Genomic DNA, 24,656 nt, shown 5'->3' with positions numbered 1-24,656 from the left:
CTCCCGGGCGAGAAGGCCGCACGGGTTCCTTCCTTCATGAGGTGTTTTCGATGACGTCTGCCGTTCGCCGGATGCTGGCGCTTGCCTCGGTTTCGCTGATGCCCTTCGTGGCGCTGAGCGCTCACGCCGGCACCGCCCCCGCCGCCCCTCAGGCCGAGCAAGCCGCCGAGGAGGCGCCCCCCGCCGAAGATCCCCATGAGGTCACGGTTTACGCCCGCAAGCGCGCCGAAAATGCGCAGAGCGTGCCGATCCCCATCACGACCCTTTCGGCAGGCGAACTGACCCGCGAAAATCTGGTGAACTTCACCGATTTCCAGAACAAGTTCCCGGCCTTCTCGGTCTATCTGACCAACCCCAAGCAGCTCAATCTGGGCATTCGCGGCATCGGCAACAACGGCTTCAACACCGATGGCATCGATGGTTCGGTCGGCATTTTCGTCGATGGCGTCTACACCGGCCGTCAGGGCATGGTCAGCAATGATTTCAACGACATCGCTGATGTAGAGCTGCTGCGCGGTCCGCAGGGTACGCTGTTCGGCAAGAACACCACGGCGGGCACGGTCATCATCAACACGCTGAAACCCAGCTTCAAGCCGGGCGTGACGGCGGAAGCCAATGTCGGCAATATGGGGCTGCGTGAGGGCAAGGCCAGCCTGACCGGTCCGCTGATCGACGGCAAGCTCGCCTTCCGCCTGTCCGGCTATTACAGCGAGATGGATGGCAGCTACAAGAACCTCTACAACGGCCAGTATCAGAATGGCCGTCAGGGCGAGGGCCTGCGCGGCCAGCTGTTGTTCACCCCCAACGAGAAACTGACCGTCCGCCTGATCGCGGCGTGGAACCATCAGGGTTTCAACACGATGTCGCCCATCGTGACCCAGATCTACACCCCCACCGCGCTGCAGGCGCGCATGGCGGCGGCGGGCTATGTGCTGAATGCCAGCAACGCCAGCCAGCGCTACCTCAACATCGATGCCGCGCTCAACGCCCGCACCGATTCCTATACCGGCAGCGGCACCATCGACTACGATCTGGGCAGCGCGGGCACGATCACCTCGATCACCGCCTGGGAGCACTGGAAGTGCTGGACCAACAACGACAATGACTACACCCAGCTCAACGCCATCCCCGATTACGGCTCGTGCAACAATGAGCAGCAGTTCAGCCAGGAGCTGCGCTGGTCCACGCCCAAGAACCGCCCGATCGAGGCCACGGTCGGCGGCTTCCTCTCGCGCCAGCAGCTGGCGGTGGACAGCCGCATCCGCTTCGGTGACCAATATTACATCTGGGCCGCCAACCCCTCGGCCACCGATTTCCCCAACATCAATGGCAAGAGCTGGGCGCAGGGCGCCTATGCCAATGCCGTGGCCGGCGTGGGCATGAACAGCCACGCGGTGTTCCACACCAACACCGAGGCGCTCTTCGCCAATGTCAGCTGGCATCCCACTTCGGACCGCAAGCTGGCGCTGGATGGGGGCCTGCGCTACACGTGGGAAAGCCGCAGCGAGTTCTATTCGGGCGTGCTGACCTCCAACACCGGCAACCTCAACGCCGCGCAGATCGCCGATATGTCGAGTGCGGCGGCCAATGCGGCGATGGGTTCGGTCAACCAGTCGCTGAAGGACAATGCGCTCTCGGGCGAGGGCACGCTCAGCTATCAGGTCACGCCTGACGTGATGCTCTATGCCAAATATGCGCGCGGCTATAAGTCGGCGGGTTTCAACCTGCTGCCGGTGGTCGATCCGCGCATCTTCGCGCTGGGCGGCGGCCAGACCGTGAAGGGCGAGCAGGCCGACAATTTCGAGGGCGGCATCAAGAGCCAGTGGTTCGACAAGCACCTGCAGATCAACCTGACCGCCTATCACACCAAGGTCAGCAACTATCAGGCCAATGAATCGGTGGGCGTGGGCAACACGGCGCTGAAATTCCTGGCCAATGTGGGCTCGCTCACCTCCAACGGCGTCGAGCTGGAATCCGAGGCCTGGCTGCCCAAGGGCTTCCACGCCAAGGGCTTCGTGGCCTTTGACCATGCCTATTACAGCTCGTTCCACAATTCGGCCTGCCCGGCGGAATACACCGCCCTCTCCTGCGACCTGACCGGCCGCCAGGTGGCCTGGGCACCGAAGTGGACCGCCGACCTGAGCCTCGACCAGACGGTGCAGCTCAACCACAATGTGAAGGGCTACTGGCTGGTCGACGCCAACTGGCGCACCGGCCAGAACACCACCATCACGCTGGACCCGCTGGCCAACATTCCGGCCTATGCGCTGGTCAATGCCCGCGTGGGCGTGAAGCTGCTGGGCGATGCGCTGGATGTGCAGCTCTGGTCGGACAATCTGCTGAACAAGACCTATTATTTCAACCTGCTGGGCCTGACGAAGTCGACCGGCATCGCTCAGGGCTATCCGGGCAATCCGCGCAGCTTCGGGGTGCGGGTGCGCGCCAGCTTCTAAGGCTTGCGTTTGAACGGCATAGCGTAACACAAGAGGCCGGGCTCACCCCCGGCCTCACCTGATTTTGAGAGACAGTCCCATGGCGCAGATCCCCTTCCTCGACCGGCGCGCATTGATGGCGCTGATGGCGAAAAGCGGGATCGGCGCGGGCGCTCTGGCGGCAGGCTGGCCGCTGCTGGCCGCTTCCTCATGGCCGCGCAACATCGAGGCCAATCCGCGCTTCACCGATGACCCCTTCGCGCTGGGCGTGGCCTCGGGCGATCCCGCACCCGATGGCTTCGTGATCTGGACCCGCCTGTGCCCCCGCCCCGCCGAGCAGCATTACGGCATGCCGCGCCAGCCGATGATCGTAGGCTGGGAAGTCGCGCCCGACGAGGGCTTCTCCACCATCGTGGCCAAGGGCGAGGCTTTGGCCTCCCCGGAACTCGGCCATAGCGTGCATGTCGAGGTGGCAGGGCTCTCGCCGGATCGCGTGTGGTTCTACCGCTTCCGCATCGCCGGGCAGGTCAGCGCCACGGGCCGCAGCCGCACTTTGCCACTGCCCGGCGCGCGGGTGGACCGCCTGCGCTTCGCCGTCGCGGGCTGCCAGCATTACGAGCACGGCCACTACACCGCCTGGCAGCATATCGCGCAGGAGCCGGTGGATTTCGTCTTCCATTATGGCGACTACATCTACGAAACCAACGAAAAGGGCGCCGACACCCTGACCATTCAAGGCAACACATTCCCCCGCGCCCGCAAGCACAACAATGACGAGCCCTATTCGCTCGACGATTACCGCCAGCGCTACGCCCAGTACAAGACCGACCCGCATCTGCAGGCCGCCCATGCCGCCGCCCCCTTCTGGATGAGCCTCGACGATCACGAGGTCGACAATGACTGGGCCGACCGCTGGGATCAGGACGGCACCCCGCCGGAGGTCTTCCTCTACCGCCGCGCCGCCGCCTTTCAGGCTTACTATGAGCATATGCCGCTGCGCCGCGCCGCCATGCCCGATGGCAGCCATATGCAGATGTATCGCGGCGCGCGGTATGGCGATCTGATGAGTGCCTTCGTGCTGGACACCCGCCAATACCGCTCCGACCAGATCGGCGAGGCGGAAAAGCTGCCCGGCGGCGACAAGCTGGCCCCGATGACCCCTGCCGCCTACGATCCCGCCCGCACCATGATGGGCGATGCGCAGGAGCAATGGCTGTTCAACGGCCTCGCCAAGTCAGACACGCGCTGGAACCTGATCGCGCATCAGGTGATGCTGATGCATCTGGTCGGGCGCGCTCAGGGGGGCGTGAAGGGTTACAATATGGACCGCTGGTCGGGCTATATGCACAGCCGCCGCCGGTTGCTGGCCCATATCGACAAGGCCTGCCCGGGCAATGTCGTCACCGTCAGCGGCGATGCGCATCGCCATTACGCCGGCGATGTCGTGCAGGATGAGGGCGCGCCCGGCGCGAAACCCGGCAAGGTCATCACCACCGAATTTCTCGGCACCTCGGTGTCTTCGGGGGACGATGGCATGGGAGAGCTCAACACCCCGCAGCAGCTGGCGGACAACCCGGTGCTGAAGGCCACCATCGACCGGCGCGGCTATGTGCTCTGCGATATGGGCCGGGATGTGCTCCACGCCGATCTGAAGGTGATCGACCGCGTGTCCTCACCGGGCGGCACGGTCTCCACCTATGCCAGCTTTGCTGTCGAGCGCGGCCATCCGGGAATGCATAGGGCCTGAAACCGTCGCCCCGGTTCAGGCCGGGGCAAAGGTTCAGACCGCAGCCGGGCGCACCTTGTCCAGCGCGGCATCGATATCCAGATCGTCACCCGGCGTGTCATCGCCCGCCAGAATATCGACCAGCCCCGCCGCATCGGCCAGCGTGCGATGATCCAGCACGGCGGCCAGCTGCGTGCGCGCCTCGATCATGATGCGGCGCAGCGCGCAGGCGGCCTCGTCGGTGCAGTCCAGACAGCGGCGGTAGAACTTCTGGCTGGCGCAATGGACCAGCGCCAGCGGGCCATCCGTCACCCGCATCACCTCGGTAAAGCTGATCTGCTCGGCCGGGCGCGCCAGCACATAGCCGCCCGCCTTGCCGCGCGTGCTGTGGACGATGCCCGCCAGCTTCAGATCGAGCAGGATCGCTTCGAGGAATTTGCGAGGGATGTTGGCGCCAGCGGCGATTTCCGCGCTGGGATGGGGCTTGCTCCCATCCTTGCCTGCCAGATAGATCAGCGCCTTCAATGCATAGCGCGATTGCTGCGATAGCATGAAAGCCCGCCTCCGTTCCTAGCGCGCCATAAGCGGTTTCACAGGGCAAAGCAAGCGGCGGCGCAGGCCGGCAGGATCAGTTTTCGGGCGGCTCTTCGCCCTCGCCACGGGCGCTTTCGCCAAGGCGTTCCGCCAGATCGCCCATATCCTGCCGCAACCGGTGCAGCAGATTGGAAAGGCCGAAGAGCCGCCCGATGTCGTCGAAATCGATTCTGCGCGCCGCCTCGGTCTGGCGCACCTGCGCAAAGGCGGCATCGAAGGCGTCGAGCGCCTGCTGCGCCCCGCTTTGGCTCACCGCTGCGCCATCGCGCATCGCCCTGGCGCAGCTGGCCACGAACAGCGCCTCCTGCCTCAGCACCTGCGCGCCGTCTGACCCCACCCCGCCCAGCGCATCGAGCGGAAAGGGCGCTTCCAGCACGCGGCCGATCTGCGCGATATCGTTGCGAATGCGCCAGAGCGTGCGCGGCACCGCATCGGACAGCTCGCCGCGCGCCAGCCGCAAGGATCGCTCCTGCCTCACCTCGGCCAGCAAGGTTTCCGCGCCGACCAGCGCCTGACGCAGCGCAATCGTCGCCGCGCTGGAGGAAAAGCCCTTGCCGCTTTCCAGCGCCCCGGCCTGGCCTTCCAGCACCGGCACCATCGCCTCGGCCACGCCCGCCAGCCGCCCCTGCAGCACGCGATGCGGGCGGCGCGGCAGCACCAGCAGGCTGACGCCCACGCCGATCACCCCGCCCAGCAGGATTTCCGCGATGCGGTTCAGCACGAACTCCCCCACCGGCGTCATCATCGGGCGGGTGAGGATCACGATGGAGGCGGTCAGCGCGGCGATCTTCAGGCGCGGCTGCAAACCGGCGACAAAGGCTCCCACACCGGTGGCCACCACCAGCGCAATGCCGATGGGCAATGGCTCATGCGGGGTGACCAGCACCGCCACAGCGCCCAGCAGCGCGCCCGCCACCGTGGCCAGCAAGCGGTCCATGGCGGCGCCCGCCGTGGCCCCGGTGGAAGCCTGCATCACCACCAGCACGGTGAAGACCGACCAATAGCCCTGCTGCAACCCCAGCGCGTGCGACAGGCCATAGGCCACGGCGCAGGCAACCATCACCCGCAGCGCCTGAATGGCGGCATTGCGCAAGCGTGGCTGGGCGAAGAAGGCGGCGTTCAGAGCAGGCATGATGAGTCCATAAGGAACGGGCAGCGGGAGCGAGAGGCGCGCCCCTATCCCTAGCCCGAAATGGTGCCAAGCGTGAAGAAAGCAAGCGACTCGTCGCGCAACGCAAACGTTATGGCGCTGGAACCCGGTCGAACGGCAGATAGCGCGAGACCTGATGACGCGCAGGCAGGCCGTCAGGCCCGTCACGCCTCAGCCGCCAGCCGCGATCCAGCGCCAGCCGGTCGATGTTGACCACCGTATCGACATGCCAGCCGGGCATCCCGGCGCGGATTCGCGCGATGGCCTCACGCCCGTCGCTGGCGGCGACGAAGCGGTAATCATGCTGTTCGCGCAGGAAATCGGCGGTGTTGCGGCCCAGTTCAACCAGATAGCATTGGGTCCTGGGCAGCGGTTGGAACGGATCGTCGCGCTCCACCGGCAGGCCGACCCAGCCGTCGATATGGGCGGCCTGAAGCTGATAGGCGAAGGTTGCGCGGCAGCGCTCGATCATGGCGGCTTCATCAGGGGCGACCAGCGCATGGACGAGATGGCTCTCGAACAGACAATCCTGCCGCTTGCCTCCGATTTCAACGATATAGAGATGATCCATGATCGGGGAAGAACGCACGAAACCACCACCGGTTCTCGCTTACAGCGAAAACCGCCGTGAGACTTGCAGGCAATGCAACCATCGGATCGCCGCCATCATCGCGCTTGCCCTGATGGCCTGCCTGCCGCCAAAGGGAAGCTCCCTGCCCTCAGCGGAAAGCCTCTTGCCCCATGACCAGCTCCAGCCCCGGCTCCAGTGACGCCGATCTTGCCATCCGCCTGCGCCGCGCCGCCTTCAACCATGCGCTGGCTCAGGGCGATCTGGCCGCCATCGGCCCCTTGCTGGCGCAGGGCGCCCAGCTGATCACCGGCACCGACAGCGCCGTGCTGGCCGGGCGCAAGGCGCAGCTGACGGCCTGGAAACGCGAATTCGCGGCCCAGCCGCGCACGATCTATCTGCGCAAGCCCGAGCGGATCGTCGCCTCCAGCGTCGAGCCCATCGCTCTGGAGCATGGCGTGTGGACCGGCACCTCCAGCGATCTGGCAAGCGGGGGCGAGCAGACCAGCGGCGGCGACTACACCGCCAAATGGCGCAAGATCGCCGGGGATTGGGTGATCGAGGCCGAACTCTATCTGACGCTGCGATAGACCGTCTTGTGCCAGCCCGGCGCTACGCCAATAAGCTTATTGGCAAGGCCGGTCCTATCCTCGATCCATCCCGCGCATTCTCCAAACAGTCTCCAAACCCCTATACAAATTTTCCCGGCAATTTTAACAGACAAGGTCTGTGCAGCATTTCGCATCATGACCGTTCACCAGAGCGGTTCCTGAAAATGCAAATAAGGATTTAGCATGGCAAACATACTCGCTGGCGTCGATTATCCATCGCGGTTTGCCACACCACGCGTCGATACATTTGACAGTGTCGCACGCGCCCGTATTCCTCCACTTTATTCAGTCTCCGCAAAGATTTTCGGCCAGCGTCTGTCTCCGGTCATTTTAAAGGGGCTGAGCTTCCCGATTTCCACGGCTCCGCATGATCTCATTCATGCGTTCAACTATGTGCCCTTAGGCACAAAACCCTATGTCGTCAGCTTCGAGGGTGAGTTGCCGCGTGTGATGAACGGAGACGTAGCTTCCACCAGCGCCCGCAAACGTCTTCGCAAGCACTTCTTTTCCAGGCGCTGTCGCGGGCTCTACCCGATCAGCGCCTTCGCCCTACGCCTGTTGCGCAGCTACGCCAGGGATTGGCCTGAGGTGCAGGAAGACCGCTTCCAGCCCCAGATCATGTACCCCAGCATCCAGCGCCGCGGTAGGCCCAAGCAGCTAAACAAGGGCGAGCTGGTGCTGACCTTCGTGGGCGGCCAATGGGCGCGCAAGGGTGGCGCGGTCTGTGCCCGCCTGTCCAGGCTGCTCACGCAGCGCGGGCTGAAGCATTGCCTGCACATCATCTCTTCACTAGACCACGGGCCGCACATTTACACCGACACCAGCGTCGACTTCTACAAGAGCGACATCGACCTGCTGCGCGCACCCGAAGTCACGTTGCACGGCGCCATGTCCAATGCCGATGCGCTGGCCCTGATGGACAAAAGCGATTTCGTCCTTCTGCCCACGCTGGATGATTCCTTCGGTTTCAGCCTGCTGGAGGCGATGGCCGGGGGCACCCCTTGCATCGCCACCCGGATCTGCGCCATTCCCGAAGTGATCGATGACGGGCAGGACGGCATTCTGGTCGATATGCCTTGCGATGCGAATGGCCGCTGGGCGCATGTCTATGAGGACACGCCGGGCCGGCTCAATCCCGCCTACAGCGAGATGCTGGACACGTTGTTTTCCGATCTGGCCCTGACCATCGCCGACCGCCTTGAGGCGCTGGTGGAAAGCGGCGGCTATGAGGCCATGTCGCATCAGGCGCTGTCCAAGATCGAAACCCGCTTCGACGCCGAACTGATGGCGCGGCGCTGGAACGATGTTTACGCGCAAGCCCTGTCCAGAAATATTTAAGCTCATGTGAGGCAGGGCTCGGGGTGTTACCCCGGCGCCCTGTTCACGCCTCTTTGGACAAACCATGCCCGCTGATCTCGTTCCCGGCATCGGGGGCAAAGCGCAGGTTCCAGATCGTCGCCGTCAGCGAGATGGTGCAGACCACCCAGAAGGCCGCCGAGAAATCGCTCTGCAGCGGGCGGGCATGGCCATCGATCAGCATCGCGCCATGCAGCGCCATCGCCCCGGCGCAAATGCCAAGAGACAGCATCAGCTGCTGGAAGGTGGCATAGAAGGCCGTCGCCCGGCTCATGATGTCCTTCTCGATCCCTGCATAGGCGATGGTGTTGTAGGCGGTGAACTGGAACGACATCGACATGCCGCAGACCACCAGCACCCCAAACATCGCCCAATCGGACCATGCGGCGGAAAACAGCCCGCAGACGGCATAGCCACAGGTGGCGAAGATGCCGTTCCACACCAAAGCCTGCCGGAAGCCGAAACGCCGCAGCAGGCCCGGCGCCGCGCTTTTCATCGCCAGCGATCCGCAGGCGGTGGCCACGGTGATCGTGCCACTACGCGCCGCGGAAAAGCCGAAGGAGAGCTGCATCATCAGCGGCAGCAGAAAGGGCTGCGCGCCTTGCGTCACCCGCGTGATCGACCCGGCAATCACCGAGAGACGGAAGGTCTGATCCTTGAGCAGCGTCAGATCGAGGATCGCCGCCGGATTGCCCTGCGCATGGCGCAGATAGGCCGTGCCCGTCGCCGTGCCCAGCGCCAGCAGCAGCACCGCCAGCCAGGCCTGCCCCGAACGGCTGATGAATTCGCAGCCGAACAGCAGGCAGCCCAGCGCGATGCCGCTCAGCGCGAAGCCCATCCAGTCGAAGGGATCATCCACATCGTCGCGGATATCGGGGATATAGCGGCCCACCAGCCACACCGCCAGCACCGCCATCGGCAGGTTGATGTAGAAGATCCAGCGCCAGTCGAGCCAGGTCACGATCAGGCCGCCCAGCGGCGGGCCGAGAATCGGCCCGATCATCGCCGGGGCCATCAGCCAGCTCATGGCGTCGACCATATCGGCCTTGTCCACCGAGCGCAGCAGCACCAGCCGCCCCACCGGGATCATCATCGCCCCGCCCAGCCCCTGCACGAAGCGCGCGACGACCATGGCCTCCAGCGTGGGAGCAAGGCCGCAACCCACGCTGCCCGCCATGAACAGCATGATCGCGGTGCGGAACACCGTGCGCGCGCCGAAACGGTCGGCCAAGCGGCCCGAGGCGGGAATGAAGATGGCCAGCGCCAGCAGATAGGAGGTGAGCGCCACGCTCATATCCGGCGCGCGGACATGGAAATCGCGCGCCATGGTCGGCAGAGCGGTGGAGAGCACCGTCGCGTCGAGGAATTCCATGAACAGCGCGCTGGCGATGATCATCGCCATGGTGCGATAGCCGACAACCCTCTCGGGAGCCTTGCTGACGGCCGCCGCCGCGGGCGCGTCTTCCTCATCGCGGCAGGGCGGAGCGCCCACCGCCGCCGCCGCCCCGCCCGTCAGCCCGTCTCCCGTGCCGGGGACAAGGCGGGTGGGGCGGGGCAGATCGGTGCTCACGGGCGACTCCTGAAAGGGGCGGGAATGCCCCGCACCGGCTCTCTCCCCCGCCCGGTTACCCTATGGTGGCATCCTGTGGGTGGCCGGGCGGGGGAGAGGGTCGGTGCCGCTGACCACTGTGCTTGCGCACAGTGGTCACAAGCCTCCTAGGCCTTCTGCCAGCCGCCGCCAAGGGCCCGCACTAGCGCCACGCCCGCGCGCAGGCGCGCGGTCTCGACCTGAAGCGCCTTGCGACGGGCGGTCAGCTCGGTGGTCTGGGCGGTGACGACGTCGAGATAGCTCGACGCGCCCTTGTTGTAGCGGTTCATCGACAGCTGGGCGGCCTGCTCGGCATTGGCCACGGCGCGATGCTCGGCGGCGTCCTCGTCTCCCAGATGGTGGAGGTCGGACAGGCTGTCCTCCACCTGCTGGAAGGCCGTCAGCACCGTCAGGCGATAGGTGGCGGTGGATTCGTTCCACTGCGCCCGCGCCTTGGCGATGCCCGCCTTGATGCGCCCGCCATCGAACAGCGGCAGGCTGATCGAGGGGCCCAGCGCCCAGAACAGGTTCGGCGCCGATCCAAGGCCCGACAGCACCGTCGAATTGGTGCCGCCGCCGCCCAGCAGGCTGATCTGCGGGAAGGCCGCGGCTCGGGCCTGACCGATCCCCTCATTGGCGGCGAACATGCGGCGCTCGGCGGCGGCGATGTCCGGGCGGCGCTGCAGCAGCGTGGAGGGCAGACCAACCTCAGCGCTCAGCGCATTGAGCGGCGTGACATTGGCGGCCAGAGTCAGCTCCGAAGCGGGCGCGCCGACCAGCGTGGCGATGGCATGCTCCACCTTGGCGCGCGAGGCCTGCACATCGGCCAGCTGCGCCTGGGCATCCGCCAGCTGGGCGCCGGACTGGCCGGTCTCGATGCCGGTGGCGATGCCGCCCTTGAAGCGATGCCGGGTGACATCATCGGCCTGCTGATAGGCCGCGACGGTGTGGACCAGCAGATCGGCCTCGCGGTCCAGCCCGCGCAGGGTGATGTAATAGGCGGCCAGATCGGCCTGAAGGCTCAGACGGACAGCGGCGACATCCTCCTCGCTGGCCAGCGCATTGGCCCGGCCCGCCGCCACTTCGGCGCGCACCCGGCCCCACAGATCCAGCTCGTAACTGGCGGTGCCGCCCAGCGTGTTGGCCCCATAGATGTTTTCCTGACCGCTGGTGTTGCGCAGCGGGCGGTCCTGCGACTGGCGGTCATAGGTCAGATTGCTGTTGGCGCCCAGCTGCGGGAACAGATCGGCCCGCGCTCCGCGCAGCGCCGCCGAGGCGGCATCGCGGCGGGCCAGCGCAGCGGCCAGCGTCGGACTGTCCTTCTCGATCCGGCCTTCCAGCTCATTCAGAACGGGGTCGCCAAAGCCTTCCCACCAGTGCCCGGCGGCGCTCAGGCTGGAGGGCGCGGCCATGCTCCACGGTCCGCCCTCGCGGAAGGCGGGGGGATTGGGGGCGACGGGCGGGTGATAGGCGGGCACCTGCGAACAGGCGCCCAGCGCGGTGGCCCCCAGCAGGGCCAGCCCGGCAAGGAGGCGCTTAGCCATGGCTGCCCCCGATCTCCACCTTCTGGCCATCCGCGATGGAATCGGCAGGATCGTTGATGATCTTCATGTCGGGCGACAGGCCCGAGGTGATCTGCACCGTGGCGCCCATGTCGCGGCCCACCGTCACCGGGATCAGGCGGACATGGCCGTCAGGCGTCACCGTGCCCACGCGCGTGCCGCCGCCACGCAGTACCAGCGCGCTGGACGGCACGGTCACCAGACCCACCGGCACCGGGAGGTTGAAGCTGACCTGAGCATAACCGCCGGTCTTGAGCAGATGCTGCGGATTGTCGATTTCCAGCTGCACCTGCAGCGCGCCGCTCTGCTGGCTGATGGCGTTGGCCTGCGCCAGCACCCGGGCCTGCATCACCTGACCGGGCGCTTCGGGCACGGTGAGACCAGCGGTGAGGCCCGCATGCATCTGCGACGAATATTGCTGAGGCACATTCACATAGATGCGCATGCGATGCTCGTCGGCCACCGCGAACATCGGCTGCGGGTTGGTGGTGCCGGGGCCCACCAGATCGCCGATGTCCGACTGGCGCAGCGTGACCACGCCCGCGAAAGGCGCACGCACCGTGGCATAGGACTTCATCGCCAGCAGGCGGCCCAGGCTGGCCTGCGCTTCGGCCACGGTGGCGTTGGCGGTGGCGGCGCCGGCGTTCTTTTCGTCCGCCTCCTGATGCGAGACCGAGTTGGAGGTCAGCAGATCGTTCCAGCGCGCGGCGGTGGACTTGGCCAGCGAGGCCTCGGCCTTGGTGCGCTGCAATGTGGCGCGGGCCTGAATGATCTGCTGATCGAGTTCAGGCGTGTCGATGTAGCCGAGCGGCGTGCCCGCCCCGACCAGCGAGCCGATATCCTTGTCCCACGAGCGGACATAGCCCGAGACGCGGGGGAAGATGCGCGCCGAGGTCCAGGCCTGCATCGTGCTGGGCAGCACCAGCTGGGTGGAGGTGCCCGCCTGGCCCGGGGCCACCAGATGGACGGTGGGCACGGACTGCGCATCGGCGAAGCTCTGGGCGTTGACGTCATTGTGGTTGCGGCTGACCAGCCCCCAGGCCACCACCAGCACGGCCACGCCGCCGGCGATCAGTCCGAGCTTGGCCAGCCCCTTGGGCGGCGCCACCGGAGCGGAGAGCAGGGCATCGGATTCATTGTGTTCAGACATGGACGGGCTCCGCGGCTTCATGGGCGGCAACAGGGGGGTGGGTTTCGGCAGGCTGCGAAGAACCGGCCTTCATGTGGCGATGGACGATGGCAAAGACCACGGGGACGAAGATCAGCGTGGCGGTGGTGGCGAAGATCAGGCCACCGATCACCGCGCGGCCCAGTGGCGCGTTCTGCTCGCCGCCGTCGCCCAGACCAAGGGCCATGGGGCCCATGCCGATGATCATGGCCAGCGCCGTCATGATGACCGGGCGGAAGCGGGTGGCCCCCGCCTCCATCGCGGCCTTGTAGGCATCGCCGACGATGGCCAGACGTTCACGGGCAAAGCTGACCACCAGCACCGAGTTGGCCGTGGCCACGCCCATGCACATGATAGCGCCGGTGAGCGCGGGCACCGACAGCGTGGTGCCCGTGGCGAACAGCATCCAGACGATGCCGGCAAGAGCAGCCGGCAGCGCCGAGACGATCACCGCCGGGTCCGCCCAGCTCTGGAAGTTGACCACGATCAGCAGGTAGATCAGCACGATGGCACCGGCCAGACCCAGGATCAGCCCGGAGAAGGCCGAGTTCATGGTCTGCACCTGACCGCGCAGCACCACCGTCGAGCCCTTGGGCAGGTCGTTCTGCGTGTCCTTCAGGATCTGCTGGATCCCGGCGGCCACGGCGCCAAGGTCACGGCCCTGAGTGGTGGCGTAGACATCGATCGCGGGGCGGATCGAATAGTGGGTGATCAGCGCCGCGGTCAGGCCGCGATGGATGTTGCTGACGCCGTTCAGGGTCTGGAACGTATTGGTGCCGGTCACGGACACATTGTTCAGCGCCGAGATCGAGTCATTGGCATATTGCGGCGCCTGCACCACGATGGGGTAGGAAATGCCGGTCTTGGGGTTGAGCCAGAAGGTGGGCGCCACCTGCGAGCTGCCCGCCAGATTCACCGACAGCGACTTGGTGACGTCATTCTCGGTGATGCCGATGCGGTTGGCCAGCGAGCGGTCGACATTGACCTTCAGCTCCGGATAGTTGCTCGGCTGCTGCAGGCGCACGTCGGCGATGCCGCCGATATGCTTCATGCGCGCGGCGATCTCATTGGCATAGGTCTCGTTCGCGGCATTGTCCTTGCCCGAAACCACCACGTCGATGGGCGCGGGCGCGCCGAAGTTCAGAATCTGGCTGACGATATCAGCGGGCAGGAAGGCGAAGTTGGTGCCGGGGAACTGCGCGGGCAGATCCTTGCGCAGCGCTTCGACATACTGCGCCGTCGGCTTGTGGTCTTCCTTCAGCGTGATCAGGATGTCACCATCCTGCGAGCCGATGCCGCCATTGTTCGAATAGGCCATGTTGATGCCCGACACGGTCATGCCGATGTTGTCGACCACCGAGGCGGTCTGCTCTTCGGGCACGGTGTGGCGGATGCGCTGCTCGATATGGTCGAACAGGGCGGCGGTCTCTTCCAGACGCGTGCCGGTGGGCGCGCGCACGTGGATGCTGATCTGGCCGGAGTCCACGGTCGGGAAGAAGTTGCGGCCCAGGAACGGCACCAGCACGAAGCTGACCAACACCACGCTCATGAAACCGATCACGAAGCGCTTGCGGTTGTCCAGCGCTAGCGTGAGGATGCCGACATAGACCCGGCGCACGTTTTCGAAGCGCTTTTCAAAGCCATGCTGGAAGCGCTTGAAGGGATTGCGCGTGTTGGGTTCGCCCGCCATCGCATCATGGGTGGCCATATGCTCATGGGTGTGCGGCCCGGCATGGGCGCGCAGCAGCCAGTTGCCCATGGTGGGCACCAGCGTGCGGCTGAGCACGAAGCTGGCGATCATCGCGAAGACCACGGCCTTGGCCATGGGCGCGAAGAGGAAGCCCGCCACGCCATCGAGGAAGAACATCGGCACGAAGGCGATGCAGATGCAGAGCAGCGAGACGAAAGCGGGCTGCACGATCTGCTTGGCGCCATCCATGATGGCGTCCTGCACCTGCTTGCCATGCTCAAGGTGCCAGTTGATGTTCTCGATGGTGACGGTGGCGTCGTCGACGAGGATGCCGACCGCCAGCGCCAAGCCGCCCAGCGTCATGATGTTGAGCGTCTCGCCCGTCAGCGACAGGCCGCAGACGGCGGCCAGAATGGCCAGGGGAATCGAGGTGGCGATGATCACCGTCGAGCGCCAGGAGCCCAGGAACAGCAGGATCATCAGCGAGGTGAGCGCCGCGGCGATCACGCCCTCGCGCACCACGCCCGAGATGGCCGCCTTCACGAAGAGTGACTGATCGGACAGCAGGTCGATCTTCACGCCATCGGGCAGCGAGGGCTTGAGCTGGTCGAGCATCGCCTTGGTGCCGTCGACGATGTCGATGGTGGAGGCGGAACCGGCCTTGAGCAGCGTCATCAGCACCGAACGCTTGCCGTTCACGCGCACTTCGTTCTGCTGCGGGGGCGAACCGTCATGCACATTGGCCACGTCGCGCATCATCACCGTCGCGCCGTCCACCGTCTTGATCGGCAGAGTGTTGAGCGAGTCGATGGCTTCGGGGGCGTTGTTCAGATTGACGTTGTACTCATAGGTGCCGATGCGCGCCGTGCCCGCCGGGATGATCTGGTTCTGCGAGGCCAGCGCCGCGCCCACGTCTGCGGGCGAAAGGTGGCGGGCCTGCAGCGCCTGCGGATCGAGATCAATCTGGATCTGGCGCACGCGGCCACCGTAAGGCGACGGCAGCGCCGCGCCCTGCACCGTCGCCAGCGAGGAGCGGATGGTGTTCTGGCCAAGATCGAACAGCTGCTGTTCCGACAGAACGCCCGAAGACAGCGCGATCTGCAGGATCGGCACGGTCGAGGCGCTGTAGTTCAGGATCAGCGGCGGGGTGATGCCCGCCGGCATCTGCTTGAGCACCGTCTGCGAGGTCGAGGTGACCTGCGCGGTGGCGGTGCGGATGTCGACGCCCGGCCGGAAGTAGATCTTCACCACGCCGATGCCGTTGTACGACGAGCTTTCCATATGGTCGATGTCATTGACCGTGGCGGTCAGCTGACGCTCGTAGCTGTAGACGATACGCCCGGACATGTCCTTGGGGGACAGGCCAGTGTAGGTCCACACGGCGGCGATCACCGGCACCTTGATGTCGGGGAAGATGTCGGTCGGGGTTTTGACCCAGGCAATGGAGCCGAACAGCACGATCAGAATCGCCATCACCACGAAGGTGAGCGGCCTGAGCAATGCGATCTTGACGAGTTGCAGCATGAAAGGCGCTCTCTCGTTGAACAATCGAGGGTTGGCGCGCCGAGCCGGGGGGGATGAGGGGGGACGAAGCCCGACGCGCCGAGGGGATGACGATGCATCTGCGCTCTTGTGCAAGTGCGAACAACTTAATTAAAATTAAGTTCGAACGCCCCGGAGCAGCGCCAGTGCGAAGGGCCCGAAAAGCAAGGCAGAAAAGGGAAAATGCAGGGGCCATCGCCCCTGCACCCCGTTACGTCTCCCGACGCTGGCGTAGTGCGAAGATTAAGGTAGCGCTCCGACGCAAGCGTCGGCGCCGCAGGCAGTCAATATCGTGAGGGCAGTCTGGGGTTTCCTGCCTGCTGCGCCAGTTGCGCAGGTGGAGAGATAGGGCGCCCCGCTTCGGAGCCCCTGCCCTATAGCCGGAAGACGTTATGGGAGCGCGAGGGGGTAACCCCCTCGCATCTTATTCTTTAAATTTGCAAAACCCTACCGCAACCGCCTTGCCACGATCCGCGCCACCAGCCCCGGCCCGGCGTCCTCGAGCGAAAACTCGAAACCGTGCAACTGCACGATGGCCACCACCAGACTCAGCCCCAGACCGGAGCCGGGCGCCATGGCGGCCCCTGCCCCACGCTCGAAGCGGCGCAAGACCCGCTCGCGCTCGCCCTCCGGGATGCCGCGCCCCGAGTCGCGCACCTCGATGGCCACGGCATCGGGCAAAGGCTTCAGCGCCAGCGTGACGGTGGAGTTCTCCGGCGCGAATTTGGTGGCGTTCTCGACCAGATTGCTGATCGCCTCGAACAGCAACCGCTCGTCGGCGCGGATCACCAGACCACCGGTTGCGGCCACGGAGAGGGTGATGCCGCGCTCCTCGGCCAGCGGATCGTAAAGCTCGGCCACGCCGGAAAGCACATCGAGCGGATCGAGATTGGCGAAGGCGGCATGGCGGCGCGAGGCCTCGATCTCGGAAATGCGAAGCAGGGCGCGGAAGCGGGCCAGCGTCATGTCCAGCTCGCCCATGGCGCCGTAGATCGAGCCGCGCAGTTCGGTGTCGTCAGCAATGGCGGCGTGCTGGGCCAGCCGGTCAAGCCGGGCGCGCAGATGCGTCAGCGGCGTGCGCATATCGTGAGCGATGGCATCGGTGGCGCCCTTCACCTGCCCCATCAGCCGCTCGATCTCCTCGACCATGCCGTTGATGATGGTGCCGATCACGTCGATTTCGTCGCGGCGCGGGGTTTCGGGCAGCCGGTGGCGCAGATCGCCCCGCGCGATGGCGCTGGCCATCACCTGCATGTCGCGCACGCGCCGCATCGGCCCGATGCTGAGCGACACGCCCACCACCAGCGCGACCAGAATCGTGGCAAAGCCGCTCAGCCCCATGATGATCAGCACACGCTCATGCAGATCGCGCAGCGGAGAAATGTCGCGCGCCACCACCACCACATCGCCGGAGGACAGGCGCCCGGCCAGCAGGCGTAGCGGGATGCCCGGCGGGCCGCCGTCGCTGCGCTCGAAGGGCTTGCCCAGCGGAAAGGGCTCGGCGACCTTCACATTGCCCACCACCCTCTGGCCATGCGCATCGTAGAGCGCGATGAATTCCAGACCGCTGGCCCAGGCATCGATGGCATGGCGGGTCATCAGGGCCTCACGGCCGCGCGGCGTGTGCAGGATGCTGTCCATGCGGGTGGTGAGAAACTGGTCGGTGCGCCAGAACAATTGCTGGGCGGTCAGCACATAGGTCAGACCCAGCAGGCCGATCACCGCCACCACGAAGACCGCGCAAAGCCCCGCCGTCAGCCGGAAGGCGGTGGTGTGGCGCAGATCGGCCAGCCGCAGGCCAAGCAAGGTTTCGGTCAGGGGCGGCATGGGGTGCTTCGGCGGCCCTTACTCGACTTCAAGGCGATACCCTTCGCCCTTGAGCGTCTGGATCGGCGAGGGATGGCCGGGCCGCTCCAGCTTCTTGCGCAGTTTGGCGATATGCACATTGATGAGATTGTCGCTCGCCTCGAAGAACCGTCCCCAAACCTGCTCGAAAATCACCTGCCGCGCAACCGGGCGACCGGCATGGCGGGCCAGAAACTCCAGCAGGCGGAACTCGGTCTGAAGCAGCGTGACCGGCTCACCGCCGACCCAGACCTGGCGCTTGACCAGATCGATCTCCACCTGCCCGGCGCGCAGGAAACCATCCTCGGGATATTCACGGTTGCGACGCAGCAGCACCTCCACCCGCATCGCCAGCTCGCTGACGGCAAAGGGCTTGGCGAGGTAATCATCGCCGCCCGCGCGCAGGCCCGCCACGCGCTCATCGACATCGCCCAGCGCGGAGAGCATCAGCACCGGCGTCTGCAACCGGCGCGCGCGCAGCCTTGCGACCAGCCCCAGGCCATCGAGGCCCGGCAGCATGCGGTCCAGCGTGATGGCGTCGAAGCGTTCGGTCTCCAGCCGGGTCAGCGCCAAGCGGCCATCATCGACCCAAACAACATCATGCCCCTGACCCGTGAGGGCAGAGGCAATAATCTCGGCGGTTTCTGAATCGTCCTCGACGACCAAGATGCGGGCCATGCCGCTCTCCTCAAATCCGGTGCTCGGGCCCCTTAACCCGGATTGGCCGTTCCGCCAGACGCATCGGGGGGGTGAATGCGTGGGCGGAACGGCCGTTCGGGCGTCCTCTCCGCCTGCCGCTTTCGCGCATCGGCGCGCCGGGCTCAAGTGAATAGAATTTCACCTTGGTCTTACGATGCAGACGTAAGACAGCCCGCCGCATGGATATCCATGCGGCGGAAAGCCTTGGCGGATGGCCCCTCAATGCTTGATGATAAAGGGAATTTTCACGGTGCCGCGCACCTGCACGGCCTCACCGCCGCGCATCACGGGGGACCAGCGCCATTTGCGAACCGCCTCCAGCGCGGCCTTGTCGAGCCGGGCGAAACCACTGCTGCTGGCGATGGAAATCTCCGCGACTCGGCCATCGGTGCCCAGCAGCAGGCTGAGCGCCACCGTGCCCTCTTCCTTGTTGCGCCGCGATTCCAGCGGATAGGACGGCGCGGTGAAGGACAGCATCTTGGCCGAAAGATCGCCGCCCTCGGCAGGGCCAACCGCCTTGGGCGGCGGCGCGGCGGGGGCAGCCGGCGGCGCGGGCGGCGCCTGCACCACGGGCGCCGGGGCGGGCGCGGGAGAGAGGGCCACGGGCGCGGGCATGGGCTCGGGGGTCACCACAGGCTGCTGCACAGGGGTTGGGGTGGTGGGCAGCTCCACCTTCTCGACCTCGGGCTTGGGCTGTTGTTTGGGCGGCGCGGGCGGATCGAGCTTCAGATCGACCGCCATGACGCGGTGGTGGCGATGGTGATGCTCATGCACATTCATCCACACCAGCGTCGAGAACAGCAGGCTGACCGCCGCAAAGGCCACCACGGCGGCGGGCGCCTGACGTTTCACCCCGCCCTGCCCATAGGTGGAGGCATGGGAATAGATCGGCTCCGGCGCGCTCACCGGCACCAGACGGGGGGCTGCCAGCGCGGCGTTCCGCGTGGGGAGCGGGAAATCATCCGGCGCAAAGCGCGCGAGTGCGGAAGTGTCTGCCAGCATGACTGCCCCTGACGTGATGACGACGCGGTGACGACAATAGGAAACCCGGATCGGCGATCCGGGTTATTGAGAGTCAGTATCAATCACAGAGGCCGCCGTAAAGGCCAAAACAGCGCTATTCAGCCAGCATATGGGCCAGAACGGGGCTGATATGCTCGATATAGGGTCCGTCAGCCCGCTGGATCACCCAGCGCACCGCCAGCCCAAGCCGAGTCGCCAAAGCCATGCCGCCATCGGGATCGAGCACGCTGAAAGCACTGGCCCAGCCATCGGCGCTCATGGCGCTGGCATGGATCACGCTGCAGGCCACCACGCCCGATGTCGCGGGAGCGCCAGTGCGCGGATCGAGATTGTGCAACCCGCGCACATAGCTGCCCGAGGTGGCCACGGCCAAGCCATGCAGCCCCACGCGCAGGCCCGGCAGGCCAGCCTGTTCTGGCGTTTCCAGATCGACCCACCATGGCTGGCCATCGGGCCGCAGTCCGCGCCCGACCAGTTCGCCGCCGACTTCGACCAGTTGGTGAATCACCCCCAGCCGCGCCAGATCGCCCGCCAGCGCATCCACGGCATAGCCTTTCGCGATGCCGGAGAGATCGAGCGAAAGACCGCCCGGCTGATAAAGCCGCCCCTCTTCCAGCTTCAGCAAGCGCCAGTCGGAGGGGGCCAGTGCTTGTGTAACACGCTGAGGCGCGGGAGCCTGCGCCACCGGGCCGGGCGGCCCAAACCCCCAGAGATCGACCAGCCGGCCGATGGCGGGGCTGAAAGCGCCCGCGCTGGCTTCGGCGATGGTCAGAGCCGCCCGCATCACATAAGCGAAAGCGGGCGGCAGAATCTGCCCATGCCCGGCGGGCGCGGCGTTGAAGCGGCACAGGGCGCTGTCCGGCTCCCAATGGCTCATCTGCGCCACCAGCGCTTCCAGCCGGGCCTCGATCACCTCGGTGACGCGCGCCGCGCTCAGGCCAGAGGGCAACACGGCATGCAGGCGCCAAGTCGTGCCCATCGTCGGGCCGGACAGGGTGGTGACGGGCGCATCGGCATCCATGCTGCGCAGGGCCAGCGGATCGACGTGATCCGGCAGAGCAATGCGCAACTCTTCCGCCATCACGGCACCAGAAAATGGATCAGCAGGATCGGGATCAACAGCCCCAGCCCGACAATCGGCCAGGTGCTGGGCCGATGCTTGCTGTGAAGCTGCAACAGCAACAGCCCGGTGAGCGTGAAAATCACGCAGGCCCCGGCGAAAAGGTCGATAAACCAGCTCCATGCGCCGCCGGAATTGCGCCCCTTGTGCAGATCGTTGACCAACGAGAGCCAGCCGCGATCCGTCAGCTCCGAGGCGATGGCGCCGCTCGCCGGATCGACCGTCACCCAGCCGTCGCCACCCGGGCGGGGCATGTTGACCGTCACGATGTCGCTGGCCCATTCCGCCGGGCGGCCCGCCACATCGATCCCCACCTGCGCCTTCACCTGCGCGGCGATATCGGCGGGCAGAGGCGCATTCGGCTTGGCGGGCGCGGCCAGCTCCTTCACCATGGCGGCGGGCAGCTGGCCGCTGCGCGACACCACCTTGGGCTCGGTATGGATCGCCTCGGCGTGATTGAGCGTGATCCCGGTGATCGCGAAACCCAGCATGCCGATCATGGAGAGCGCCGCGCTGATCCAGTGCCAGCTATGCAGTTGCTTCAGCCAGAACTGCTTGGCCTTCTTGCGCTTGGCCAGCCTGTCCTTTTCGGCAGGAGTCAGCACCGGCTTCTGCTTCACGACCGTCTTCATGCCCGCCCTTGCTCATCCCATTGCCGCGCCAATGCGCGCAGAGACTCTTCCTTGCGCGCGGCCAGCCACGCCGTCATCTGCTCCGCGAAACGCGCATGCCCGCCGGCCCGCGCACTTTCCAGCCATGGCAGCGCTTCCGCCATCTGCCCAGCCGCGATCAGCATGCGCGCGTGATTGAAAGCACCGCGGAAATCGCCACCCTCCGCCGCGCGGGCGAAGTGATAGGCGGCCAGCCGCAGGTTCTGCGGCACCACCCAGCCATCCTCGTGAAAAATGCCGACCATATTGGTCGATTTGGCGTGGCTCTGGGCCGAGGCCTGACGGAACAGCTCCAGCGCCTGCGCCTTGTCTTCCGCCACGCCGCGCCCCAGCGTCAGCATGGTGGCCAGATTGTAGAGCCCCCAGTCGAGCCCCTGCTCCGCCGCGGCGCGGAACCATGGCACGGCCTGCGCCGGGTCTTCCTCCACGCCGAAGCCCTGATCGAAGCAGCGCCCCACCATGTTCATCGCCATGGGCAGCCCGGCCTGCGCCGCCTTGTGGAACCAGTGCAGCGCGGCGCGGGGGTCTGCCGAAACCCCGCACCCGTCGACCAGAAACTGCCCATAATAAAGCTGCGCCAGCGCCATGCCGCCCTGCGCCGCCTGCTCCAGCGCCCGGGCGGCGCCTTCGGGCGGGCCGGTGAGAAGGGCGCGCCATTCCTCGGCGCTCCACACGGGATTGTCCCGAGGGAGCGCCGAAGCTTCGGACGGGCTATCGGCAGCAGGCGCTGTCGTCACGCGGTCAGTACTTGATGCTGAGCGTGCCGATCACCGTGCGACCCGCCGCCTGATGGGCGTAATGGGTGGCATAGGCCTGATCGTAATACAGCTTGTTGGTGATGTTCAGCGCGCTGACCCGCAGCCCGATCACACTGTTGATCTGATACGAGGCATTGGCATCGAAACGCCAGTAATCAGGCACATAGACCGCGCGCGTCTTGGTGATGGTCACCACGCCGTTCGGGCCTGCCGTGCGGCTGTCGGAGAAGCCGCCATAGACGCGGCCCATATAGATCGCCCCGCCGCCCAGCGTGAACTTGGGCGTCACCTTGTAGCTGGTGAAGAGGGTGAAGCTGTTGGTGGGCGTGTTGGGGAAGGCATGACCCGTCAGCGCGGCGGGGGCCGATGCGGTGTAGGTCACGGCATTGGCGCCCGTGCCCACGGTGGTGGTGGTGACGGTGTAGCCCGCGTTCAGCACCTTGGAGGGCATGTAGGTGTAGCCGCCGAAGATGCTCCACTGCGGCGTCACATTGCCGCTGAAGCCGAATTCGACACCGCGCACGCGCTTCTCACCGATGAAGGCCACGACGCCGGTCGAGTCCGTGTAGCGCGCGTTGGTGGTGCGGGTCTGGAACAGGTCGAGGCTCAGCGCCAGCTGGTCATGCAGCAGGCTCCACTTGGTGCCCACTTCATAGGAGGTGGTCTTCTGCACCTTGAGCGTGTTGGGATCGATGGTGGTGGAGGCCACCGCATTGTCCTCGCTGCCCTGACCCAGGAACGAGCCCGGAGGCACCGCCGAGGAACCGGTCGAGATATAGAAGCTGCCGTTAGGCACCGGCTTGAAGATCAGACCGGCCTGATAGGTGAAGATGTCGTCGGTGCGGTTCTGCCAGCTGCGGCTGGCGGTGTAGGGCGCGGCCACGGCGGCGCTGACATTGGTGGAATAGCGGTCATAGCGGCCGCCCAGATTGATCATCAGCTGGTCGGTGATGCTGATCGTGTCGAACAGGCTGGCCGAAACGGTGGAGGAGTTGGCCAGCGTCATCGAGGCGGGCGCGCTGCGCTGGATGGCGGCAGGCGTGGCCGAGGTGTCGCTGACGGTGCTGGCCCAGGCGTCGTTCGAATTGGGGGTCGCCGCCGACGTGCAGTAATATTGCGCCAGCGTGGTGGCGTTGCAGCGCGGGCTGATCGTCGAGCCGGTCGACAGGGCGGTGCCGGTGGCGGCGTTCGACACAAATGAGCCATAGCCCGAGGACTGCCAGCTGTATTCCACGGCGCCCGCAAAGCTGTGCTTGATCGAACCGGTGTTGAACTTGCCCGACAGATCGACCTGATCGACGAAGCCGGTCTGCTTGCTGTAGCGGGTGTTGGCACGGCGCCACACCGTGCCGGTGTTGTAGACGTTGCCCTGCGAATCGTCGGGCTGGGTGTAGATGTATTCCTGCGTGGTGTTGGTGTAGCGCATGGTGTTGCGCAGCTTCAGGCCGCTGTCGAAATTATGCTCGAAGCGGGCGGTCAGCGCATCATTGTTGGTGGTGCGGAAATCGCGGTCGGCCAGGCCATAGAAAGCGCCACGGCTGCGGGTGATGGTGTTGCCCTGCGCCGTGGTGAAAGGCGTGGTGGGCAACGGCGCGGTCAGCGCGTTGGTCGCGGTCTGGTTGCTGATGGTGGTGGCATAGGGAATGCCCGAATCCGGCAGTTCGGTCGAATGCATGTGATACCAGTCCAGCTCGAGGCTGGTGGGACCGTTCAGGCCGAACTTGATCGAGGGCGCGATGCCCCAGCGCTTCTGCCAGATGGCATCGCGGCCCGCCACGCCCTGATCGTGGAACATGCCGTTGATGCGCACGCCCACGAAATCGCTGAGCGGCTGGTTGATGTCCACCGTCACGCGCTTGTAATCGGCATTGCCCAGGCTGCCTTCCACCTTGGCGAAACGCTTGGTTTCCGGCGCCTTGGAGACGATGTTGATCGAACCGCCGCCATTGCCCGAGCCGTTGGTGACGCTGTCCGAACCCTTGGTGACCTCGATGGCCTCGACGTCGAAGGTCTCGCGGGTCTGGGCGGCAATGTCGCGCACGCCATCGAGATAGGTCGAGGCCTGCGAATCCGCGCCGCGGATGAAGGGGCGGTCGCCCAGCGGGTTGCCGCCCTCGCCCGCGCCCATGGTGATGCCGGGCACGGTGCGCAGCGCCTCGGTCAGGGTGGTGGAGTTGGTGTCTTCCAGCACCTGGCGCGAGATCACGGTGATCGACTTGGGCGTATCGAGCAGCGGCGCCGTGGCCTTGGGGCTGGCCATGCGCTCCACCTTGTAGCTGCCTTCCTCGATGGCGGTGTCGGTCACCGTCACGCCGCCAAGGTTCTGGCCTTCACCGCCCTTGCCCTGCGCCTGCTGATCCTGAGCCATGGCAGGGAAGGCCGAAAACAGGCCGATGCAGCCGATGGCCAGCGTGCTGGCGCCCTGAGCGATGCTGCGCGAGGTGGTGGTCGGCATGATGATCCTTTATGCAACTGATACGCAATAGTTGGCGCGGCTATTGCAAGTGAGTTGCAAAAGGTCAATCGGCGCTGTTGCGGAATGTTGAACGCGTG

Annotated in this window: 18 protein-coding genes; 4 read left to right on the top strand and 14 right to left on the bottom strand. The window is 65.8% G+C overall.

The window, feature by feature from the left end; genetic code table 11:
- The first annotated feature begins 50 nt into the window (after window positions 1–50).
- Entirely contained in the window at window positions 51–2,453 is a 2,403-nt protein-coding gene (locus SR3_RS19735) for a TonB-dependent receptor (RefSeq protein ID WP_068090009.1), read from the top strand.
- 79 nt (window positions 2,454–2,532) lie between these two features.
- The gene (locus SR3_RS19730; protein ID WP_068090008.1) at window positions 2,533–4,179 is read left to right on the top strand and encodes an alkaline phosphatase D family protein; all 1,647 of its coding nucleotides are present in this window, start codon (window positions 2,533–2,535) and stop codon (window positions 4,177–4,179) included.
- Between the two features lie 33 nt (window positions 4,180–4,212).
- Here the strand turns inward: SR3_RS19730 and SR3_RS19725 are convergent, their stop codons facing one another.
- The 3 genes from SR3_RS19725 to SR3_RS19715 form a co-directional block, all read right to left on the bottom strand.
- On the bottom strand, window positions 4,213–4,710 hold the full coding sequence (locus tag SR3_RS19725) for an RrF2 family transcriptional regulator (RefSeq protein ID WP_068090007.1): 498 nt from the start codon (window positions 4,708–4,710) through the stop codon (window positions 4,213–4,215).
- Window positions 4,711–4,786: 76 nt separating this feature from the next.
- On the bottom strand, window positions 4,787–5,884 hold the full coding sequence (locus tag SR3_RS19720; protein WP_068090006.1) for an FUSC family protein: 1,098 nt from the start codon (window positions 5,882–5,884) through the stop codon (window positions 4,787–4,789).
- Between the two features lie 109 nt (window positions 5,885–5,993).
- Window positions 5,994–6,491, bottom strand: coding sequence for a hypothetical protein (locus SR3_RS19715; protein WP_157098986.1), 498 nt, complete (start codon window positions 6,489–6,491; stop codon window positions 5,994–5,996).
- 152 nt (window positions 6,492–6,643) lie between these two features.
- On the opposite strand from SR3_RS19715, the gene SR3_RS19710 reads away from it, so the two are divergent.
- Together SR3_RS19710 and SR3_RS30735 are read left to right on the top strand one after the other, a co-directional pair.
- Window positions 6,644–7,060, top strand: a complete 417-nt coding sequence (locus tag SR3_RS19710) for a YybH family protein (protein ID WP_068090004.1) — start codon at window positions 6,644–6,646, stop codon at window positions 7,058–7,060.
- Between the two features lie 414 nt (window positions 7,061–7,474).
- Window positions 7,475–8,419, top strand: coding sequence for a glycosyltransferase family 4 protein (locus SR3_RS30735; protein WP_169805668.1), 945 nt, complete (start codon window positions 7,475–7,477; stop codon window positions 8,417–8,419).
- A 43-nt stretch (window positions 8,420–8,462) separates the two neighbouring features.
- Here SR3_RS30735 and SR3_RS19700 read toward each other — a convergent pair whose 3' ends face one another.
- The 11 genes from SR3_RS19700 to SR3_RS19650 form a co-directional block, all read right to left on the bottom strand.
- The gene (locus SR3_RS19700; protein WP_068090022.1) at window positions 8,463–9,929 is read right to left on the bottom strand and encodes an MDR family MFS transporter; all 1,467 of its coding nucleotides are present in this window, start codon (window positions 9,927–9,929) and stop codon (window positions 8,463–8,465) included.
- A 224-nt stretch (window positions 9,930–10,153) separates the two neighbouring features.
- Window positions 10,154–11,569 carry an efflux transporter outer membrane subunit gene (locus tag SR3_RS19695; protein WP_068090002.1) on the bottom strand — a complete coding sequence of 472 codons (1,416 nt, stop codon included), beginning with the start codon at window positions 11,567–11,569 and terminating at the stop codon, window positions 10,154–10,156.
- Window positions 11,562–12,737 carry an efflux RND transporter periplasmic adaptor subunit gene (locus tag SR3_RS19690; RefSeq protein WP_068090001.1) on the bottom strand — a complete coding sequence of 392 codons (1,176 nt, stop codon included), beginning with the start codon at window positions 12,735–12,737 and terminating at the stop codon, window positions 11,562–11,564. Before SR3_RS19690 ends, SR3_RS19695 begins: the two co-directional genes overlap by 8 nt.
- The gene (locus SR3_RS19685; protein WP_068090000.1) at window positions 12,730–15,969 is read right to left on the bottom strand and encodes an efflux RND transporter permease subunit; all 3,240 of its coding nucleotides are present in this window, start codon (window positions 15,967–15,969) and stop codon (window positions 12,730–12,732) included. Before SR3_RS19685 ends, SR3_RS19690 begins: the two co-directional genes overlap by 8 nt.
- A gap of 465 nt (window positions 15,970–16,434) precedes the next feature.
- Entirely contained in the window at window positions 16,435–17,814 is a 1,380-nt protein-coding gene (locus SR3_RS19680) for a sensor histidine kinase (protein WP_068089999.1), read from the bottom strand.
- Window positions 17,815–17,832: 18 nt separating this feature from the next.
- A complete protein-coding gene (locus SR3_RS19675; protein WP_068089998.1) occupies window positions 17,833–18,510 on the bottom strand; it encodes a response regulator transcription factor in 678 nt (225 codons plus the stop codon).
- A 240-nt stretch (window positions 18,511–18,750) separates the two neighbouring features.
- On the bottom strand, window positions 18,751–19,533 hold the full coding sequence (locus tag SR3_RS19670) for an energy transducer TonB (RefSeq protein WP_068089997.1): 783 nt from the start codon (window positions 19,531–19,533) through the stop codon (window positions 18,751–18,753).
- A gap of 115 nt (window positions 19,534–19,648) precedes the next feature.
- The gene (locus SR3_RS19665; protein ID WP_245654003.1) at window positions 19,649–20,635 is read right to left on the bottom strand and encodes an FAD:protein FMN transferase; all 987 of its coding nucleotides are present in this window, start codon (window positions 20,633–20,635) and stop codon (window positions 19,649–19,651) included.
- Window positions 20,635–21,306 carry a PepSY-associated TM helix domain-containing protein gene (locus tag SR3_RS19660; RefSeq protein ID WP_068089996.1) on the bottom strand — a complete coding sequence of 224 codons (672 nt, stop codon included), beginning with the start codon at window positions 21,304–21,306 and terminating at the stop codon, window positions 20,635–20,637. Before SR3_RS19660 ends, SR3_RS19665 begins: the two co-directional genes overlap by 1 nt.
- Entirely contained in the window at window positions 21,303–22,082 is a 780-nt protein-coding gene (locus tag SR3_RS19655) for a tetratricopeptide repeat protein (protein ID WP_245654002.1), read from the bottom strand. Before SR3_RS19655 ends, SR3_RS19660 begins: the two co-directional genes overlap by 4 nt.
- Before the next feature lie 4 nt (window positions 22,083–22,086).
- Window positions 22,087–24,558: a TonB-dependent receptor gene (locus tag SR3_RS19650; protein ID WP_068089994.1), complete on the bottom strand. Its 2,472-nt coding sequence runs from the start codon at window positions 24,556–24,558 to the stop codon at window positions 22,087–22,089.
- Between the last annotated feature and the right edge of the window lie 98 nt (window positions 24,559–24,656).

Origin of the sequence: Novosphingobium rosa NBRC 15208 (assembly GCF_001598555.1) — a bacterium.
Classification (GTDB): domain Bacteria; phylum Pseudomonadota; class Alphaproteobacteria; order Sphingomonadales; family Sphingomonadaceae; genus Novosphingobium; species Novosphingobium rosa.
The sequence above is the reverse complement of the archived record's forward strand: the minus strand, read 5'-3'. Positions and strand labels throughout refer to the sequence as shown.

Coding starts and splice junctions, on each gene's coding strand:
- SR3_RS19690 (WP_068090001.1), bottom strand. CDS start 12,737: ATGTCTGAACACAATGAATCCGATGCCCTGCTCTCCGCTCCGGTGGCG.
- SR3_RS19670 (WP_068089997.1), bottom strand. CDS start 19,533: ATGCTGGCAGACACTTCCGCACTCGCGCGCTTTGCGCCGGATGATTTC.
- SR3_RS19725 (WP_068090007.1), bottom strand. CDS start 4,710: ATGCTATCGCAGCAATCGCGCTATGCATTGAAGGCGCTGATCTATCTG.
- SR3_RS19695 (WP_068090002.1), bottom strand. CDS start 11,569: ATGGCTAAGCGCCTCCTTGCCGGGCTGGCCCTGCTGGGGGCCACCGCG.
- SR3_RS19720 (WP_068090006.1), bottom strand. CDS start 5,884: ATGCCTGCTCTGAACGCCGCCTTCTTCGCCCAGCCACGCTTGCGCAAT.
- SR3_RS19710 (WP_068090004.1), top strand. CDS start 6,644: ATGACCAGCTCCAGCCCCGGCTCCAGTGACGCCGATCTTGCCATCCGC.
- SR3_RS19680 (WP_068089999.1), bottom strand. CDS start 17,814: ATGCCGCCCCTGACCGAAACCTTGCTTGGCCTGCGGCTGGCCGATCTG.
- SR3_RS19685 (WP_068090000.1), bottom strand. CDS start 15,969: ATGCTGCAACTCGTCAAGATCGCATTGCTCAGGCCGCTCACCTTCGTG.
- SR3_RS19665 (WP_245654003.1), bottom strand. CDS start 20,635: ATGGCGGAAGAGTTGCGCATTGCTCTGCCGGATCACGTCGATCCGCTG.
- SR3_RS19730 (WP_068090008.1), top strand. CDS start 2,533: ATGGCGCAGATCCCCTTCCTCGACCGGCGCGCATTGATGGCGCTGATG.
- SR3_RS19735 (WP_068090009.1), top strand. CDS start 51: ATGACGTCTGCCGTTCGCCGGATGCTGGCGCTTGCCTCGGTTTCGCTG.
- SR3_RS19650 (WP_068089994.1), bottom strand. CDS start 24,558: ATGCCGACCACCACCTCGCGCAGCATCGCTCAGGGCGCCAGCACGCTG.
- SR3_RS19675 (WP_068089998.1), bottom strand. CDS start 18,510: ATGGCCCGCATCTTGGTCGTCGAGGACGATTCAGAAACCGCCGAGATT.
- SR3_RS19660 (WP_068089996.1), bottom strand. CDS start 21,306: ATGAAGACGGTCGTGAAGCAGAAGCCGGTGCTGACTCCTGCCGAAAAG.